Annotated in this window: 15 protein-coding genes; 12 read left to right on the plus strand and 3 right to left on the minus strand. The window is 72.3% G+C overall.

Annotated elements, in window-relative coordinates; genetic code table 11:
* Positions 1–64: 64 nt before the first annotated feature.
* Entirely contained in the window at positions 65–1,336 is a 1,272-nt protein-coding gene (locus ACFVTF_RS30815) for an MFS transporter (protein WP_387817564.1), read from the minus strand.
* Entirely contained in the window at positions 1,333–2,538 is a 1,206-nt protein-coding gene (locus ACFVTF_RS30820; protein WP_387817565.1) for a cytochrome P450, read from the minus strand. The genes ACFVTF_RS30815 and ACFVTF_RS30820 overlap by 4 nt, the downstream gene beginning before the upstream one ends.
* Before the next feature lie 626 nt (positions 2,539–3,164).
* On the opposite strand from ACFVTF_RS30820, the gene ACFVTF_RS30825 reads away from it, so the two are divergent.
* Complete coding sequence (locus ACFVTF_RS30825) at positions 3,165–3,824, plus strand: trimeric intracellular cation channel family protein (protein WP_371517070.1); 660 nt, start codon at positions 3,165–3,167, stop codon at positions 3,822–3,824.
* Here the strand turns inward: ACFVTF_RS30825 and ACFVTF_RS30830 are convergent.
* Positions 3,730–4,518, minus strand: coding sequence for an IclR family transcriptional regulator (locus ACFVTF_RS30830; RefSeq protein ID WP_371517069.1), 789 nt, complete (start codon positions 4,516–4,518; stop codon positions 3,730–3,732). The two genes, ACFVTF_RS30825 and ACFVTF_RS30830, sit on opposite strands and share 95 nt — an antisense overlap.
* Before the next feature lie 280 nt (positions 4,519–4,798).
* Between ACFVTF_RS30830 and ACFVTF_RS30835 the strand changes: the two genes are divergently transcribed.
* From ACFVTF_RS30835 to gatB, 11 genes are all read left to right on the plus strand, one after another.
* Positions 4,799–5,980: a cysteine desulfurase family protein gene (locus tag ACFVTF_RS30835; protein ID WP_387817566.1), complete on the plus strand. Its 1,182-nt coding sequence runs from the start codon at positions 4,799–4,801 to the stop codon at positions 5,978–5,980.
* 51 nt (positions 5,981–6,031) lie between these two features.
* A complete protein-coding gene (mnmA, locus tag ACFVTF_RS30840; RefSeq protein WP_371517067.1) occupies positions 6,032–7,168 on the plus strand; it encodes a tRNA 2-thiouridine(34) synthase MnmA in 1,137 nt (378 codons plus the stop codon).
* Between the two features lie 47 nt (positions 7,169–7,215).
* Complete coding sequence (locus tag ACFVTF_RS30845) at positions 7,216–7,740, plus strand: TIGR00730 family Rossman fold protein (RefSeq protein ID WP_371517066.1); 525 nt, start codon at positions 7,216–7,218, stop codon at positions 7,738–7,740.
* Between the two features lie 13 nt (positions 7,741–7,753).
* Entirely contained in the window at positions 7,754–8,443 is a 690-nt protein-coding gene (locus ACFVTF_RS30850; protein ID WP_371517065.1) for an SDR family oxidoreductase, read from the plus strand.
* Between the two features lie 35 nt (positions 8,444–8,478).
* Entirely contained in the window at positions 8,479–9,489 is a 1,011-nt protein-coding gene (locus ACFVTF_RS30855; protein WP_371517064.1) for a methionine synthase, read from the plus strand.
* 22 nt (positions 9,490–9,511) lie between these two features.
* Positions 9,512–11,806, plus strand: coding sequence for an NAD-dependent DNA ligase LigA (ligA, locus tag ACFVTF_RS30860; protein WP_387817578.1), 2,295 nt, complete (start codon positions 9,512–9,514; stop codon positions 11,804–11,806).
* A gap of 295 nt (positions 11,807–12,101) precedes the next feature.
* Positions 12,102–14,009, plus strand: a complete 1,908-nt coding sequence (locus ACFVTF_RS30865; protein ID WP_387817567.1) for a putative bifunctional diguanylate cyclase/phosphodiesterase — start codon at positions 12,102–12,104, stop codon at positions 14,007–14,009.
* A gap of 162 nt (positions 14,010–14,171) precedes the next feature.
* Positions 14,172–14,468, plus strand: a complete 297-nt coding sequence (gene gatC, locus ACFVTF_RS30870; RefSeq protein WP_030057414.1) for an Asp-tRNA(Asn)/Glu-tRNA(Gln) amidotransferase subunit GatC — start codon at positions 14,172–14,174, stop codon at positions 14,466–14,468.
* 5 nt (positions 14,469–14,473) lie between these two features.
* Positions 14,474–15,967, plus strand: a complete 1,494-nt coding sequence (gene gatA / locus ACFVTF_RS30875; RefSeq protein WP_363582136.1) for an Asp-tRNA(Asn)/Glu-tRNA(Gln) amidotransferase subunit GatA — start codon at positions 14,474–14,476, stop codon at positions 15,965–15,967.
* A complete protein-coding gene (locus ACFVTF_RS30880; RefSeq protein WP_350884604.1) occupies positions 15,964–16,239 on the plus strand; it encodes a hypothetical protein in 276 nt (91 codons plus the stop codon). Before gatA ends, ACFVTF_RS30880 begins: the two co-directional genes overlap by 4 nt.
* 77 nt (positions 16,240–16,316) lie before the next feature.
* Positions 16,317–17,828 carry an Asp-tRNA(Asn)/Glu-tRNA(Gln) amidotransferase subunit GatB gene (gene gatB, locus ACFVTF_RS30885; protein WP_063347730.1) on the plus strand — a complete coding sequence of 504 codons (1,512 nt, stop codon included), beginning with the start codon at positions 16,317–16,319 and terminating at the stop codon, positions 17,826–17,828.
* Positions 17,829–18,015 lie beyond the last annotated feature (187 nt).

Raw genomic sequence — 18,015 nt, forward strand, 5'->3', positions numbered from 1 at the left:
CGTTCCGGTGCGGCGCATCGTGGTGTCCGGGACTCCCAACCCGGTCGGGACGGTGCTGTGCTGATCACGCGTCAGGAGCCCGGCCCTTGCCGACGGGCAGCCGGGTCGCCGCGGGCATCGTGAGCCCGGCCGCGAGGAAGACGGCCGCCAGCGCCACCCACCCGTACTGACCGGCCCCGACGACCGCGACCAGGGCGACCGGCGCGGCCACGTTGGCGGCTCCGCGGCCGATGGCCAGGACGCCCTGATACTGGCCGGTGGCGTGCTCGGGAGCGAGCTGGAAGCTGAGCCCCCATTCGCCGGAGACCTGGTACATCTCCCCCCACGTGTGGGCGATCATCCCCAGGGCGAGGATGCCGGTCGCGACCAGGGTGTTCCCCCAGCCGGCGGCGCCGTACAGCAGGCAGGCGCAGCCGAGGAAGAACCCGCCGAGGCGGGAGATCCGCCCCCACCGGCCCGGGGTGGTGTCGTTGCCCTTGGAGCTCACCTGGACCTGGAAGATCACCACCAGGACCGTGTTCAGGACGATCAGGGCGCTGAACAGCCAGGCGGGTGCCTTGGTGTGGGTGACCAGCCACAGCGGAAGGGCGATCTCCATGAGGGCGCCGTTCAGCGACAGCACGGCGTTCAGCCCGGTGAACCGCAGGTACCGGAGGTCCTTGAGCGCCGCCCCCAGCGGCTGCTTCTCGCTGTGCGCGGGCGGCGGATGCCGTACGGGCATCCGGTTCAGCACGAGGGCCGACCCCGCGTAGGCCAGCGCCGCGACGACCACCATCGCCTCGTACGCGGCCCGGGTGTCCAGGTACAGGGCCAGGCCGGCGGCTCCCGCGCCGAGCGAGATCCCGATGTTGCTCACGACCTGCTGGTGCGCACGCGCGGTCACCCGCTCCTCGGGCGAGGCGATCAGGGACACCAGGGCGGGCAGGACCGTGCGGCAGCCCCGCTGCACGACGCCCACCGCGCACGCCGTGACGGCGAAAGCCCAGAAGGAACCGACGGCCAGGTAGCACAGCACCGCCGGCCCCGCGGCGACGGTGAGGACGAGCAGGACCCGCCGCGGCCCGATGCGGTCGGAGAGGTGTCCGATCGGCAGGGCCGCCAGCAGGCCGGCCAGGCTGGCGACCGTGAGCCCGATGCCCACGTCCACCATCCGCAGACCCACCACCCGTGTGAAGAACAGCACGCTGACGGTGGCGAACAGCCCGTCCCCGAGGGTGGTCAGGAACGTGGACAGCGTCAGTCCGCGCACCGGCCCGGCCGGCGGGACCGCCCTGGCGAGGGCCAGCCGGGCAGCGCTCGCCCGGGTCGGGGGAGCGGTCGTATCAGTTTTCGTCACGTGGCGGCAGCCGCCTGGAAGGTGACCGGCAGCGTCGCCAGGTAGCGCATGGTCGCGGTGCGCTGGCGCAGTGGCTCCCCGGCCGTCCGCAGGCGGGTGGGGCGCCGCAGAATGGCCTTGATCAGCGCCTGCAGCGTCACCTGGGTGAACAGGTTTCCGACGCAGGTGTGAGGGCCCCGGCCGAATGCCATGTGCTGATTCGGTGTCCGGTCCAGAATGATTTCGTCGGGGCGGGTGAATTTTTCGGGATCGCGGTTTGCCGCGCCGAAAAGCACCACGACGACGTCTCCGCGCTTGAGCTGGACGGATCCGATGACGACGGGCTCGGTGACGATGCGGCTGGTCCCCTGGACCGACGCGTCGTAGCGCATGAGTTCGTCGAAACCGCTCGACAGCAGCGCCGGGTCGCGCATCGCCTCGAATTTTTCGGGGTTCTCCAGCAGCGCCAGCATGGCATTTCCGGCGCCGGCGACGATCGAACTGTATCCGGACTGGAAGACGACCCGCACCGTGTTCCGGACGAAGGAGTCGGCGACATTCACCTCGGCGCGGTTGCCGGCGACGTGGGCCAGCAGTCCGGGGCGCGGATTGGCCGTGAACCAGGACTCGACCATTTCGCTCAGTCGGCCGCGCGCCTCGATGCCGAGTTTCCTGAGTTCCGCACCGGTCTCGATTCCGTCCCCGCCGGTTTCGGGCGCCAATCCGGCGTCCATGCTCCGCACGATGGCGTCCGATATCGCGGCGAAGGTCCTGACGTCCGGCTGCTCGATGCCCATGAGCTCCGAGATGGTCGCCAGGGCGAGCGGCTCGACGACCTCCGACATGAGGTCGAACTCGGCCCTGCCCTCCAGCCCGTCGAGCAGCGACCCGACCAGGGCCTCGCCCTGCTCGCCGACGGCCTCCAGGTCCTGGGCGCGCAGGGCGTTCATGAAGAGGCTGCGGAGCGGGCCGTGGTCCGGCGGGTCGAGGGTCTGCAGGCTCAGCCACGGCTCGGAGACCGACTCGCCGGCACGCCGCCAGTCCGTCGCGAACACCGCGGGGTCCTGCAGCACCATCTGGCAGTCGCGGTACCGGGTCAGCACCCAGCTCTGCATCTTCTCGTGCCAGTGCACGGGCTCCGACGCGCGCAGCTCCGCGTAGACCGCGTAGGGGTCGGCGAGGGTCGAGCTGTCGAGGGGGTCATAGCGGACCGGGAGTTTCATGGACAATTCCTAGGATTCTTGAACGGCCTATGAGGCCCATGTTCTCGCTGGGCCAAGAGCGTGCGCCGGACCCGGACGTATCCGGGTCCGGCGCCAATTCTCGCCGACGATACCGGGCTCTGCCGCGGTTCGGGCAATATAATTAGTCGTTGTAACGCATGGAAATTCACCTACCCGAGCTAAATGTCCCGGCCATTGCCGCGGACTGTCGACGTTCGGACATCGGGGATGCCGGTGCAATCGGCATCAGGGATTTCAGTCGTTGTAGCGCACGGAAGTCTCCTCTCCGGTTGTTCATGTTCGAAGCCCCAGTGCTTCTCTCGATGGAAATGAAACTACCACCGCCATTCGGCCCCGTCCATGAGTTAATTCCGGGATCAATTTCCCAAACCAGCCAACCCGGGCAAAGGGTGCATCGAATTCTGGAAGGAAATGCGAATTGTATTCTCCATACCGCACGACCCGCAGTATTTCGCGAATATGTCGAAATTTGGTGTTCACGTCAACTCTGCGCAGAGTGTCCGGACCGGCGGCGGTCGTCGCCCGGGCCCGCGCGTCCGGGGCGGGCTGCGGAGTGCGGCCGTACGCGGAGGGGGGGAGGGTTCCGCACGGGTCATAGTTGTTCGGTGACCTCGCAGATCTTTCCCTCCGACGTGCAGCAGTCGCTGGACCTCGTCGGCATCTTCGTCTTCGCCCTCTCCGGAGGGCTGCTCGCCGTCCGCAAGAACATGGACATCTTCGGCATCGCGGTGCTGGCCGAGGTCACCGCGCTCGGGGGCGGCGTGATCCGGGACCTGGTGATCGGGGCGACGCCCGTCGCGGCGTTCAGCAACCTCGGGTACTTCATCACCCCGCTGGTCGCCGCGCTGGTGGTGTTCTTCCTGCACCCCGAGGTCGAGCGGATCAACCGGGCGGTGCAGACCCTGGACGCCCTCGGCCTCGGCCTGTTCTGCGTCACCGGCACCGCCAAGGCGCACGACTACGGGCTCGGCGCGGTGTCGGCCGTCGCCCTCGGCATGGTCACCGCGGCCGGCGGCGGGGTGATCCGCGACGTGCTGGCCGGCGAGATCCCCTCGCTGCTGCGCTGGGACCGGGAGATCTACGCCGTCCCGGCCCTGGTCGGCGCCGCCCTGGTGGCGGTGCTGATCGGCACCGACCGGCTGACCGGGGCCACCGGCACCGCCGCCGCGCTCACCGCCTTCGGGCTGCGGATGCTCGCGTTGAAGTACGGCTGGCGCGCCCCGCGGGCCTGGCACCGCAACGGTTCTCGCACCAGCGAGGAGTAGGCGAGCCGCCGTACGCGAGCGAGATCGCCTCCGCCGTGCAGAGCAGTTCCGGCACCATCCGGGCGAGTTCGGCCGGCGGCACCTGGCTCGCCGGGGCGCTCAGCGCGCAGGCCGCGACCGTCCGGCCGCCGCTGCCCGCCACCGGCGCGGCCACGCACGTCACCGGCTCCCGGTGCTCGGCCGACTCGGCCGCCCAGCCCCGCAGCCGCACCGCGGCCAGTTCGGCCGGCAGCTCCTCGGCGGGGGTGCCGTCCTCGGGCAGCCCGGCCAGCAGCACCCGGCCGATCGCCGTCCCGCCGGCCGGCGCCCGCCGCCCGATCCGGGAGGCCCGGGCGGCGCCCGGCCCGGCCCAGCTCCCGGCCACCTCGTCCAGGTACAGCACCTCGCCGTCCTGGAGCACGGCCAGCTGGACGGTGTAGCCGCAGCGCGCGTTGAGCGCCGCCAGGTACGGCGCGGCGACCTGCCGGACGTCGATCTCCTCCAGCGCCCGGTGGGCCAGGGAGAGCACCCGGCCGCCGAGGCGGTAGCGCAGGTCGGGCTGGCGCTGCGCGAAGCCGTGCTCCTCCAGGGTGCGCAGCAGCCGCAGCGCGGTGGACTTGTGCACCCCGATGCTGCTCGCGGCCTGCTCCAGGGTGACCGGCCCGTCGCCGAGCGACCCGAGCAGGGTCAGGGCGCGGTCGACCGACTGCGACATGGCGCACCGCTCCTGTCCGCGCCGATGGGAAGTGAGGGTGGGACGTGGTCCCGGGAGGTGCCCGCGGGCCGGGCCGGGGCCCGTCCGCGGGAAGCGTCCGTCAGGCTAACCGCTCGGCCGCGCGCCGGGTCAAACGGGTGCCGGACACCGGTGTCCGGTGGGCGCGCGGTCCGGGAACGGCCCGGGTGACGCCCGGGAGTCGTCCGGTGGCCGTCCGGTGGCCGGATCGGTGCGCACACCGGGACGGGGCCCGGGGAGCGCCCTCTACAATCGGATGGTTATGCCATACCTGGACCATGCGGCGACCACGCCGATGCTGCCCGAGGCGATCGCCGCGATGTCGGCGCACCTGGGGGTGGTCGGCAACGCCTCGTCCCTGCACGCGGCCGGCCGCCGGGCCCGCCGGGTGGTCGAGGAGGCCCGCGAGTCGCTGGCCGACTCGCTGGGCGCCCGCCCGAGCGAGATCGTGCTCACCGGCGGGGGCACCGAGTCCGACAACCTCGCCGTCAAGGGCCTGTACTGGGCCCGCCGGGACGCCGACCCGGCCCGCACCCGGGTGCTGTGCAGCCCGGTCGAGCACCACGCGGTGCTGGACGCGGTGCACTGGCTCTTTGAGCACGAGGGCGCCGACGTCGAGTACCTGCCGGTCGACCCGCTCGGCCGGGTGCACCCGCAGGCGCTGCGCGAGGCGATCGAGCGGGACCCGTCCTCGGTCGCGCTGGTCACCGTGATGTGGGCCAACAACGAGGTCGGCACCGTCCAGCCGGTGCGCGAACTCGCCGCCGTCGCGGCCGAGTACGGCATCCCGATGCACGCCGACGCGGTGCAGGCGCTCGGGCAGGTCCCGGTCTCCTTCGCCGGGTCGGGGCTCACCGCGCTCACCGTCACCGGGCACAAGATCGGCGGCCCGTTCGGCATCGGCGCGCTGCTGCTCTCGCGCGGCGCCGCGCCCGTCCCGCTGCTGCACGGCGGCGGCCAGGAGCGCGACGTGCGCTCCGGCACCCTGGACGCGCCGGCCGCCGCCGGCTTCGCCGCCGCCGCGGCCCTCGCGGTCGAGCGCCAGCCGGAGCACGCGGTCGTGCTCGGCGGGCTGCGCGACGAGCTGATCGCCGCCGTGCTGGCCGCCGTCCCTGCCGCGGTGCTCAACGGCGACCCGGCCGCCGAGGGGCGGCTGCCCGCCAACGCGCACTTCTCCTTCCCCGGCTGCGAGGGCGACGCGCTGCTGATGCTGCTCGACGCCCAGGGCATCGAGTGCTCCACCGGCTCGGCCTGCTCGGCCGGGGTGCCGCAGCCCAGCCACGTGCTGCTCGCGATGGGCGTCGACCCGGCGCTGGCCCGGGCCTCGCTGCGGTTCTCGCTCGGGCACACCTCGGTGCGCGAGGACGTGGCGGCGCTGGTCGAGGCCATCGCCCCGGCCGTCCAGCGGGCCCGCAACGCGGGCCTGGCGTCGGTGCGGCGGTAGTTCCTCCGGGCGGTCGGGCATGTACGGCGGCCCCGTACTCTTGTAGTCACCATGACTGACTTCCCGGGTGCCCCGACCGCTCCGTCCACCGGCCGTCTGCGCGTGCTCGCGGCGATGTCCGGCGGCGTCGACTCCGCCGTCGCCGCCGCCCGCGCCGCCGAAGCGGGGCACGAGGTGACGGGCGTCCACCTGGCGCTGTCCGCCAACCCGCAGTCCTTCCGCACCGGGGCCCGCGGCTGCTGCACCATCGAGGACTCCCGGGACGCGTGGCGGGCGGCCGACGTGATCGGCATCCCGTTCTACGTCTGGGACCTCGCCGAGCGCTTCCGCGAGGACGTCATCGACGACTTCGTCGCCGAGTACGCGGCCGGCCGCACCCCCAATCCCTGCCTGCGCTGCAACGAGAAGATCAAGTTCGCCGCGCTGCTCGACAAGGCGATCGCGCTCGGCTTCGACGCGGTCTGCACCGGCCACTACGCCCGGATCGTCGACCTGCCGTCCGGGGAGCGCCAGTTGCACCGCGCCGTCGACGCCGCCAAGGACCAGTCCTACGTGCTCGGCGTGCTGGACGCGGACCAGCTCGCCCACTCCCTCTTCCCGCTCGGCGACACCACCAAGGACGTCATCCGCGAGGAGGCCGAGCGCCGCGGCCTGGCCGTCGCCAAGAAGCCGGACAGCCACGACATCTGCTTCATCGCCGACGGCGACACCCAGGGCTTCCTGGCCAAGCACCTCGGCACCGCCACCGGCGACATCCTCGACGCCGACGGCACCAAGCTCGGCGAGCACGACGGCGCGTACGGCTTCACCATCGGCCAGCGCAAGGGCCTGCGGATCGGCCGGCCCGCCGCGGACGGCAAGCCCCGCTACGTCCTCGACATCTCGCCGGTCGACAACACCGTGACGGTCGGCCCGCTGGAGGGCCTGGACGTCACCGGGCTCACCGCGATCCGGCCGCGCTGGTGCGGCACCGAGCCGCTCGCCGACGGCCGGTACACCGCCCAACTGCGCGCCCACGGCGAGGAGGTGCCGGTGAGCGCGTCGGTCGTGGACGGCGAGCTGCGGGTGCGGCTGGACACCCCCGTCCGCGGCATCGCCCCCGGCCAGGCCGTCGTCCTCTACGACGGCACCCGCGTCGTCGGCTCCGCCACCATCGCCGGCACCGAGCGCCCGGCCGTCCGCGCCTGAAACCGGGGTGAGCGCGGCCCGGCCCGCGTGATAGACCAGGTAGCACTATGAATATCTGCGTCTTCTGCTCCGCGTACTCGCTCGACGACCGCTACTCCGTTCCCGCCGCCGAGTTCGCGCGGCTCCTCGGCGAGGGCGGGCACACCCTGGTGTGGGGCGGCTCGAACGCCGGCCTGATGGGGCTGCTGGCCGACGAGGTGAAGGCGGCGGGCGGCAGGCTGGTCGGGGTGCTGGTCGAGATGCTGAGGCACAAGGCGTACGTCGGCGCCGACGAGCTGGTGATGACCGGGGACCTCGCCGAGCGGAAGGCGGAGCTGGCCGCCCGGGCGGACGCGATCGTCGTGCTGGTCGGCGGGCTGGGCACCCTCGACGAGGTGACCGAGGTGCTGGAGCTCAAGAAGCACGGCATGTTCGACAAGCCGGTGATCGTCCTGGACACCGAGGGCTTCTACGCGGGCCTGCGCACGCAGATGGAGCGGATGGACGCCGAGGGCTTCCTGCCGCGCCCGCTCGCCGAGCTGATCAGCTTCGCCGACACCCCGGCTCAGGTGTTTGAGCAGCTCAAGGCCTGATTAGATCAGCACCATGGCTGCACATCTGATCACCGGCGCCGGTTCCGGCATCGGCGCCGTCCTGGCCGAGCGTCTCGCCGAGCGCGGCGACGACCTCTGGCTGTTCGCCCGCGACGCCCGCCGCGCCGCCGAACTGCGCGAGCGCTTCCCCGGGGCGAAGACCCTGGTCGGCGACCTCGGCGACCCGGCCAAGCTCTCCTGGGCCCTCGGCCACCAGGCGCTGCCCGTCGAGCTCGACTCCCTCCTGCACGTCGCGGGCATGGTGGAGCTGGGGGCGGTCGGCGAGCTGCCGGTCAAGGCCTGGCAGAGCACCCTGGCCGTCAACCTGGTCGCCCCCGCCGAGCTGACCAGGCTGCTGCTGCCCTCGCTGCGCCTGGTCAAGGGGCACGTGGTGTTCGTCAACTCCGGTGCGGGCCTCAGCGCCTCCGCCGAGTGGTCGGCCTACGCCGCGAGCAAGCACGGCCTCAAGGCGCTCGCCGACGCGCTGCGCCAGGAGGAGCACGCGAACGGCGTCCGGGTCACCTCGGTCTACCCGGGCCGCACCGCCACCGCGATGCAGGCCAAGGTGCACCAGCAGGAGGGCAAGGCCTACGACGAGAACCGCTTCATCGCCCCGGAGTCGGTGGTGAAGGCGATCCTCGCCGCCCTCGACGCCTCCCGCGACGCGGAGCTCACGGACATCACCGTCCGCCCCGGGCGCTGACCCCGCCGGGGCGGCGGCGCACTAGGCTCGGGCGGGTGAGCACCGGAGACACCTTCCCCGACCTGCGCGGCGCCGCCACCGGCGTCGGTTCGCTGCCCGGCACCGACGCGCGGGAGGCCGCCAAGACCTCCACCGGCGCGCTGGAGCAGCTGCCGTTCCTGCCCGAACTCCCCGCCCGGGGGCCGGGCGCCGACATGATCGGCCGCGGCGCCGGCCTGCTGGTCGAGCTGTTCGCACAGACCGAACCGTCCGGCTGGCGGTTCGCCGACCGCCCCGGCCGGGACACCCGGCGCGCGCACTCCTGGCTGGGCGAGGACCTGGACGCGCTGGAGGAGTTCACCCAGGGCTACCAGGGCGCGCTCAAGCTCCAGGCCGTGGGCCCGTGGACGCTGGCGGCGAGCATCGAGCTCAGGCACGGCGAGAAGGCGCTCTCCGACCACGGCGCCTGCCGGGACATCGCCGGCTCGCTCACCGAGGGACTGCGCCGCCACCTGGCGGACGTCCGCCGACGGGTGCCCGGCGCGCAGCTGGTCCTCCAGCTCGACGAGCCCTCGCTGCCCGCCGTGCTGGCCGGTTCGGTGAAGACCGCCAGCGGCTTCCAGCGGCTGCGCTCGGTGGACCGGCAGGTCGCCGAGGAGGTGCTGCGCGAGACGATCCGCGGCCTGGACGTGCCGGTCGTGGTGCACTGCTGCGCCCCGCAGGTCCCGCTGCCGCTGCTGCGCCGGGCCGGGGCGGCCGGGGTCTCCCTCGACTTCTCCCTCCTCACCGAGCGGGAGGACGACGACCTCGGCGAGGCGGTCGAGGCGGGCACGGCGATCCTCGCTGGTGTCGTGCCCTCCACTGACCAGGAGGTGTCCGACCCGGCCGGTAGTGTCCAGGGTGTCAGGACCTTGTGGCGCAGGCTCGGGTTCGCCCCGGAGCTGCTGGGCCGCCGCGTGCTGGTGACGCCGACCTGCGGGCTGGCCGGGGCGTCCCCGGCGTACGCGCGCAAGGCGCTGTCGCTTGCGGCGCGGGCGGCGCAGAGCCTGGTGGACAACCCGGAATGAGAACGTAGGAGGGCTTGCGGTGGTGGCTGTCGAGGGCTGGGAGGACGTCCCTGCGGAGGTGCGCAGGCGGCACGCCGAGCTGGTCGTGGAGATCACCGAGCACCGCGCCCGGTACTACGTGCAGGACGCCCCGGTCGTCAGCGACGCCGAGTTCGACGTCCTGATGCGCGAGCTGGAGGCGATCGAGGCCGCGCACCCGGCCCTGGTGACGCCGGACTCGCCGACGCAGGAGGTCGGCGGCGACGTCGCGGAGGGCTTCACCAAGGTCGAGCACCGCGAGCGGCTGCTCAGCCTCGACAACGCCATGGACGACGAGGAGCTGGCGGCCTGGGCGGACCGGGTCGCCCGCGAGCTGGACGGCATCGACTACCACTACCTGTGCGAGCTCAAGGTGGACGGCCTGGCCGTCAACCTCACCTACGAGCGCGGCCAGTTGGTCCTCGCCGCGACCCGGGGCACCGGCCGGGTCGGCGAGGACATCACCGCCAACGTCCGCACCATCAAGGAGATCCCGCAGCAGCTCACCGGCGACGACCTGCCCGAGCTGGTCGAGATCCGCGGCGAGGTCTACCTGCCGACCGAGGCCTTCGAGGAGCTGAACGCCTCGCTGGCGGCGGAGAACGAGCGCCGCCGGGCGGAGAACGAGGAGCGCGCCAAGGAGGGCAGGCGTCCGCAGGCGCTGGTCCACCTGTTCGCCAACCCCCGCAACGCCGCCGCCGGTTCGCTGCGCCAGAAGGACCCGCTGGTCACCGCGTCCCGTCCGCTGCACATGGTGGTGCACGGCATCGGCGCCCGGGTCGGCTTCGACATCGACTGCCAGTCGCACGCCTACGACCTGCTGCGCGCGTGGGGCCTGCCGACGGCCCGGCACAACAAGGTGGTCGGGACGCTCGACGAGGTGCGGGCGTTCATCGGGCACTTCGGCGAGCAGCGGCACTCGGTCGAGCACGAGATCGACGGCGTCGTGGTCAAGGTGGACGAGATCGCCCTGCAGGGGCGGCTCGGTTCCACCTCCAAGTCCCCGCGCTGGGCGATCGCCTGGAAGTACCCGCCGGAGGAGGTCACCGGCAGGCTGGCCGCGATCAAGGTCGGCATCGGCCGCACCGGCCGGGCCACCCCGTACGCGGTGCTGGCCGAGCCGGTGAAGGTGGCCGGCTCGATGGTGCAGTACGCGACGCTGCACAACCAGCAGGTCGTCAAGGCCAAGGGCGTGCTGCTCGGCGACACCATCGTGCTGCGCAAGGCCGGTGACGTCATCCCGGAGATCCTCGGCCCGGTGGAGAGCCTGCGGGACGGCACCGAGCAGGAGTTCGTGATGCCCTCGCACTGCCACGAGTGCGGGGCCGAGCTGCGCCCGATGTCCGAGGGGGACATCGATCTGCGCTGCCCCAACGCGCAGTTCTGCCCGGCGCAGATCCGCGAGCGGATCGCCTTCCTGGGCGGCCGTTCCTCGCTGGACATCGAGGGCCTGGGCTACGTCGCGGCGACCGCGCTGACCCAGCCGCTGGAGCCGGCCGAGGCGCCGGTGCGGGACGAGGGCGACATCTTCGGCCTGACGATGGAGCAGTTGCTGCCGATCGAGGTGCTGGTCCGCGACCAGAAGACGGGCATGCCCAAGCTGGACGACCGCACCGGCAAGGAGAAGAAGGCCACCTTCTTCGCGAACCAGAAGGGCGAGCCCAAGAAGACGGCGGGCGTGCTGCTGGAGAATCTGGAGAGGGTGAAGGAACGTCCGCTGTGGCGCTTCCTCAACGGCCTCTCGATCCGGCACGTCGGGCCGGTCGCGGCGCAGGAGCTGGCGCGGGAGTTCCGGGACCTCGACCGGATCTTCTCGGCCACCGAGGAGGAGCTGGCCGCCGTCGAGGGGGTCGGGCCGATCATCGCCCGCTCCGTCGTCGAGTGGTACCAGGAGGAGTGGCACCGGGAGATCCTGGAGAAGTGGCGCGCGGCCGGTGTCCGCTTCACCGAGGAGCCCGCCGACGAGGAGGAGGCGGAGCGCCCGCTGGAGGGCCTGACCGTCGTGGTCACCGGCACCCTGGCCGGGCACACCCGGGACGGGGCCAAGGAGGCGCTGACCTCGCGCGGTGCGAAGGTGACCGGTTCGGTATCGAAGAAGACAGATTTTGTCGTGGCCGGTGACAACCCCGGGTCCAAGTACGACAAGGCCGTTCAGCTCGGACTGCCGGTCCTGGACGACGCCGGCTTCGCCGTGCTGCTCGCCGACGGAGCGGCCGCGGCCCGTGCCCACCTCGGCCTGCCCGAGGTCGGGAAGGCTCCCGTCGAGGCCGCTCCGGAGGCCGACCCGAGCGGAGCGTGACCGAGCCCGTCTTGTTATCGTCCTGATGCAACGTCACCGGGTGTCGCGCCGTGGAAGCGGGCATTGTGTCACTGTGCGACACCCGGGCGCGGTGGCGCGTTTCCGGTTGTCCGAAAGTCTGCCCACCGGGTGGACCCCGGCATACCCTGGAGCGCAACAGAGTGTCAGCAGGGGTGGGGGCACCGGCTGAGCCGGTGCTCCGCGGGGTCGCTCCATGCCCGGCAGCTGTCGGTACCGGCACGGTGCCTCACCGTAAGGCGGCCTGACGGGGCGGGCCCGACGGAGGACAGGGCTTATGGATCGTACGACCGGCGGTGCGCCCACACGCCCGCCGCAGGGGGTGGCAGGTGCGGTCCTGCTGCTCGGCGTGCTGCTGGCCGGTGCCGCGCCGCTCATCCCGCTGGCCGTCCTGGTCTACCGGTACGAGCCCGAACTGCTGCCGCTGTTCGCGGTGCCGCTGGCGGTGCTGGTCGCCGCCTGGCGGATCGCCCGCGACCGCGCCCGTGACCAGCTGACCGACCCGCTGACGGATCTGCCCAACCGTCAGGCCCTGTTGATGGCCGCCCAGGAGGCGATCGCGGAGCGCGCGGAAGGTTACAGCGTCGGTCTCATCCTGCTCGATCTCGATCGCTTCCGATCGCTCAACGACACCCTCGGTCACACCGCCGGCGACCGGCTGCTCGTGCACATCGCCCGCCGGCTGCACCGCGCGCTGCGCTCCGGAGGCCCGGCCGGCAGCGCCACCCGGGAGTCCATCGACGACGTCTTCGCCGGCCTGCCCCGGAACTACCGGCGCGGCCGCCCGATGGTGGCCCGGATGGGCGGCGACGAGTTCGCCGTGCTGCTGCCCGGCATCAACTGCCCGGACAGCCTGGAGCGGGTCGCCAAGGCGCTGATCGCCGAACTCGCCGCGCCGATCCGGCTGGACGGGCTGCTGCTCGTGCTGGAGGCCAGCGCCGGCGTCTGCGTCTACCCGCAGCACGCCCAGGACGCCGAGGCGCTGCTGCGCCGCGCTGACGTGGCGATGGGCCACGCCCAGCGCGGTTGCAGCGGCGTCGCGCAGTACGACGAGACCCAGGACGCCGACACGCCATACCGGATAGGGCTGCTCGGCGACCTGCGGCGGGCCCTGGAGACCGGCGAGGTGCAGCTGCACTACCAGCCCAAGGTGGCCTTCGACGGCCGGGTGGTCGGCCTGGAGGCGCTGCTGCGCTGGGAGCGCCCCGGCCAGGGCCGGGTCTCGCCGGACGAGTTCGTCGGGCTCGCCGAGTCCAGCGGCCTGATGCCCCGGCTCACCGACTACGTGCTGGAGGCCGCCGTCGGGCAGCTCGCCTCCTGGCGGGAACAGGGCCTCCAGGTGCAGGTCGCGGTCAACGTCTCCCCGCGCGACGTGCTCAACCCCGGTTTCGCCCAGCGCGTCGCCGGCCACCTCGTCCGCCACCAGGTGCCGGCCCACGCGCTCCAGCTGGAGATCACCGAACGGCTGCTGCTGGACGACTCCCGCCGGGCCGCCGACACCCTCGCCGAACTGCGCGGCTACGGCGTCGGGATGTCCCTGGACGACTTCGGCACCGGCCACTCCTCGCTGGTGCGGCTGCGCAGCCTGCCGGTCGGCGAGCTGAAGATCGACCGCTCCTTCGTCTCCCGGATGGTCGCCGACGACCACGACGCGGCGGTGGTGCGCTGCTCGGTGGAGCTCGCCCACTCGCTGGGGCTGACCGTGGTCGCCGAGGGCGTCGAGGACGACGAGACCTGGGAGCGGCTGCACTGCATGGGCGTGGACGCCGTCCAGGGCTGGCTGGTGTCGGCGGCGCTGCCGGCCGAGCAGGCCACCGCCTGGCTGCGGGTGCACCGCACCGGCGCCCCGCCGGCGGAGCGGCTGGTCCCCCCGCCGGGCCGGCTGCCGTCGGCCCTCCACGCGGTGCAGGGGGGCCAGGGCCTGCCGGTCCAGCCGGTGCTGCCGCCGGCCGTCCAGCCGGCCGTTCAACCGGCGGTTCAGCAGGTGGTCCAGCAGGCCATCGCGCCGGTGCTGCCCCCGACCCTCCCGTCGGTGCTGCCCTCCGTGCTGCCTCCGACCCTCCCGCAGTCCGTGCAGGCCGTTCAGACGGTCCAGGCCGTGCCCGCGCCCCAGCCCGTGTCGGCCGCGCAGATCGAGATCAAGGCGCCGGGCACGCAGAGTTGGGCCCGTACCAGGCCGCAGTGACGGGCGCGCACGCTTACTCGTTGGCCGGTGGCCGGGCCGGGCCCCATAGGATGGGTCCAAAGACCACGAGGACGGAGCACCGGACCGGTTGCTCCTGCCCGGGCCCGGCACCGCCTGCGCGCGGCGCCGGGCCTCACCAGAACTCACCCTGAGGATCGCTGCATGCCTGGCATCACGCGCGAGGAGGTCGCCCACCTCGCCCGGCTGTCGCGTCTTGAGCTGAAGCCCGAAGAGCTGGACCACTTCGCCGAGCAGCTCGACGTGATCATCGGCGCGGTCGCCCGCGTTTCCGAGGTCGCCGGACAGGACGTCCCGCCGACCTCCCACCCGCTCCCGCTGACCAACGTGATGCGCGCGGACGAGGTGCGGCCGTCGCTCACCCCGGAGCAGGCGCTGTCCGGCGCCCCCGCCGCCGAGGAGCAGCGTTTCCGTGTGCCGCAGATCCTCGGGGAGGACTGACCGAGATGACCGAGTTGATCAAGTACACCGCCGCTGAGACGGCCTCCGCCATCGCCAAGGGCGAGGTGTCCGCCGTCGAGGTGGCGCAGGCGCACCTGGACCGCATCGGCGCCGTCGACAAGAAGGTCAACGCCTTCCTGCACGTCGACACCGAGGGCGCGCTGAACGCCGCCAGGGCCGTCGACGAGAAGCGCGCCAAGGGCGAGGAGCTGGGCCCGCTGGCCGGCGTCCCGCTCGCGCTGAAGGACGTCTTCACCACCAAGGGCGTGCCGACCACCTGCGGCTCCAAGATCCTCGAAGGCTGGATCCCGCCGTACGACGCCACGCTGACCACCCGTCTCAAGGACGCCGGCGTGGTCATCCTCGGCAAGACCAACATGGACGAGTTCGCGATGGGCTCCTCCACCGAGAACTCCGCCTACGGCACCACCGGCAACCCGTGGGACCTCTCCCGCATCCCCGGCGGCTCCGGCGGCGGTTCGGCCGCCGCGCTGGCCGCCTTCGAGGCCCCGCTGGCGATCGGCACCGACACCGGCGGCTCGATCCGCCAGCCCGGCGCCGTCACCGGCACCGTCGGCGTCAAGCCGACCTACGGTTCGGTCTCCCGCTACGGCCTGGTCGCCTTCTCGTCCTCGCTGGACCAGGGCGGCCCGTGCGCCCGCACCGTGCTGGACGCGGCGCTGCTGCACGAGGCCATCGCCGGGCACGACCCGCTGGACTCCACCTCGATCGACGCGCCCGTCCCGGCCGTGGTCGAGGCCGCCAAGCTGCGCGACGTGCGCGGCATGCGGATCGGCGTGGTCAAGGAGTTCGCCGGCGAGGGCTACCAGGCCGGCGTGATGGAGCGCTTCAACGAGTCGGTGGAGCTGCTGCGCGAGCTGGGCGCCGAGGTCGTCGAGGTCTCCTGCCCGTCCTTCACCCTGGCGTTGCCCGCGTACTACCTGATCGCGCCCAGCGAGGCCTCGTCCAACCTGGCCCGCTTCGACGCGATGCGCTACGGCCTGCGGGTCGGCGACGACGGCTCCCGCTCGGCCGAGGACGTCACCGCCCTGACCCGCGAGGCCGGCTTCGGCCCCGAGGTCAAGCGCCGCATCATCCTCGGCACCTACGCCCTCTCCTCGGGCTACTACGACGCCTACTACGGCTCGGCCCAGAAGGTCCGCACGCTCATCTCGCGCGACTTCGACGCCGCCTTCGCCGGCGTGGACGTGCTGGTCTCGCCGACCACGCCGACCACCGCCTTCCCGATCGGCGAGCGCGCCGACGACCCGATGGCGATGTACCTGGCCGACCTCTGCACGATTCCGTCGAACCTCGCGGGCAACGCGGCCATGTCGCTGCCCTGCGGTCTGGCCCCGGAGGACAATCTCCCGGTCGGCCTGCAGATCATCGCACCCGCGATGGCGGACGACCGCCTGTACCGGGTGGGCGGCGCCGTCGAGGCCGCACTCAACGACAAGTGGGGGCACACCCTGCTGGAGGAGGCACCGGCACTGTGAGCAAGATCGAGAAGGCCAAGGCCCCGTCGTCCCTCAAGGCACCGTCGTCCCTGAAGGGCTTCAAGCACAGCAAGCCGGGCCTGTGGCTGTCCATCGGCACCAGCGCCTTCGGCGCGGTCTCGGTCGTCAAGGACGTCCGGAAGGCCCGCGAGGAGAGCGACACCCTCAAGCTGGTCAACGCCCTGGTCGGCGCCGCCGCGCTGATCACCGGTACCGCCCTGCTGGTGCGCGAGCTGCGCCAGCTCGGCTCCGACGACGTCCTGCTGGGCTGAGCTGAGCGCCCCGGCCCGGCCCCGCGCGAGCGGCGGCCGGGCCCGTACCTCCCAAGTCTTTTAGTGAAGGGGACGCTGTGAGCGTCATGAACCTGGTCTCCTACGAGGACGCTCTCGCGTCGTACGACCCGGTGATGGGCCTTGAGGTCCACGTCGAGCTGGGCACCAAGACCAAGATGTTCTGCGGTTGCTCGACCGAGCTGGGCGCCGAGCCGAACAGCCAGACCTGCCCGACCTGCCTGGGCCTGCCCGGCTCGCTGCCGGTGGTCAACGCGATCGGCGTGGAGTCGGCCGTCAAGATCGGCCTGGCGCTGAACTGCGAGATCGCCGAGTGGTGCCGGTTCGCGCGGAAGAACTACTTCTACCCGGACATGCCCAAGAACTTCCAGACCTCGCAGTACGACGAGCCGATCGCCTTCAACGGCTACCTCGACGTGCAGCTGGAGGACGGCTCGACCTTCCGCGTGGAGATCGAGCGCGCCCACATGGAGGAGGACACCGGCAAGTCCAGCCACGTCGGTGGCGCCACCGGCCGCATCCACGGCGCCACCCACTCGCTGCTCGACTACAACCGGGCCGGCATCCCGCTGATCGAGATCGTCACCAAGCCGATCGTCGGGGCCGGCGAGCGCGCCCCCGAGGTCGCCAAGGCGTACGTCGCCGAGCTGCGCGAGCTGATCAAGGCGCTGGGCGTCTCCGAGGCGCGGATGGACAAGGGCCAGATGCGCTGCGACGTCAACCTGTCGCTGCGCCCCAACGGCACCGAGACCTTCGGCACCCGTTCGGAGACCAAGAACGTCAACTCGCTGCGCAGCGTGGAGCGGGCCGCCCGGTTCGAGATCCAGCGGCACGCCACGGTGCTGACCGACGGCGGCACGATCATCCAGGAGACCCGGCACTTCCACGAGGAGGACGGCAGCACCACCTCGGGCCGGATCAAGGACAACGCCGAGGACTACCGCTACTTCCCCGAGCCGGACCTGGTGCCGATCGCCCCCGCCCGCGCCTGGGTCGAGGAGCTGCGCGCGGGCCTGCCCGAGCTGCCGCGGGTGCGCCGGGCCCGGCTGCAGGCCGAGTGGGGCCTGTCCGACAAGGACATGCAGTCGGTGCTGAACGCCGGCGCCGTCGAGCCGATCCAGGAGACCATCGCCGCCGGTGCCCCGGCCGACCAGGCCCGCAAGTGGTGGATGGGCGAGCTGGCCCGCCGGGCCAACGAGACCGGCACCGAGCTGAGCGAGCAGCCGATCACCCCGGCGCAGGTCGCCCGGGTCACCGCGCTGGTCGCCGAGGGCAAGCTGAACGACAAGCTGGCCCGTCAGGTCATCGAGGCCGTGCTGGCCGGCGAGGGCGAGCCGGACGAGGTCGTCGAGAAGCGCGGCCTGGCCGTCGTCTCGGACGACTCCGCGCTCGGTGCGGCCGTCGACCAGGCCATCGCCGAGAACGAGGCGATCGCCGCCAAGATCCGCGACGGCAAGGTCGCCGCGGTCGGCGCGCTGGTCGGTGCGGTCATGAAGGCCACCCGCGGCCAGGCCGACGCGGCCCGCGTCAAGGACCTGATCCTGGAGCGGCTCGCCGTCGAGGGGCAGTAAGCACAACCCAGGGAATCTGGGCATCTTTGCCTGAGGTCCTAAGGCGTCTAAGGCGCCTAAGGCCCTCTAAGTAAGGCCTAAGGCCCGGTCTCACCTCTAAAACGAGGTAAGACCGGGCCTTTGTCGTTCCCCGGGCCCCGATCTAAGGCATCCGGGGCCCGGAAGATCGGTAGGGCTTCCGATGCGG

This window comes from Kitasatospora sp. NPDC057940, from assembly GCF_042887425.1.
GTDB lineage: Bacteria > Actinomycetota > Actinomycetes > Streptomycetales > Streptomycetaceae > Kitasatospora.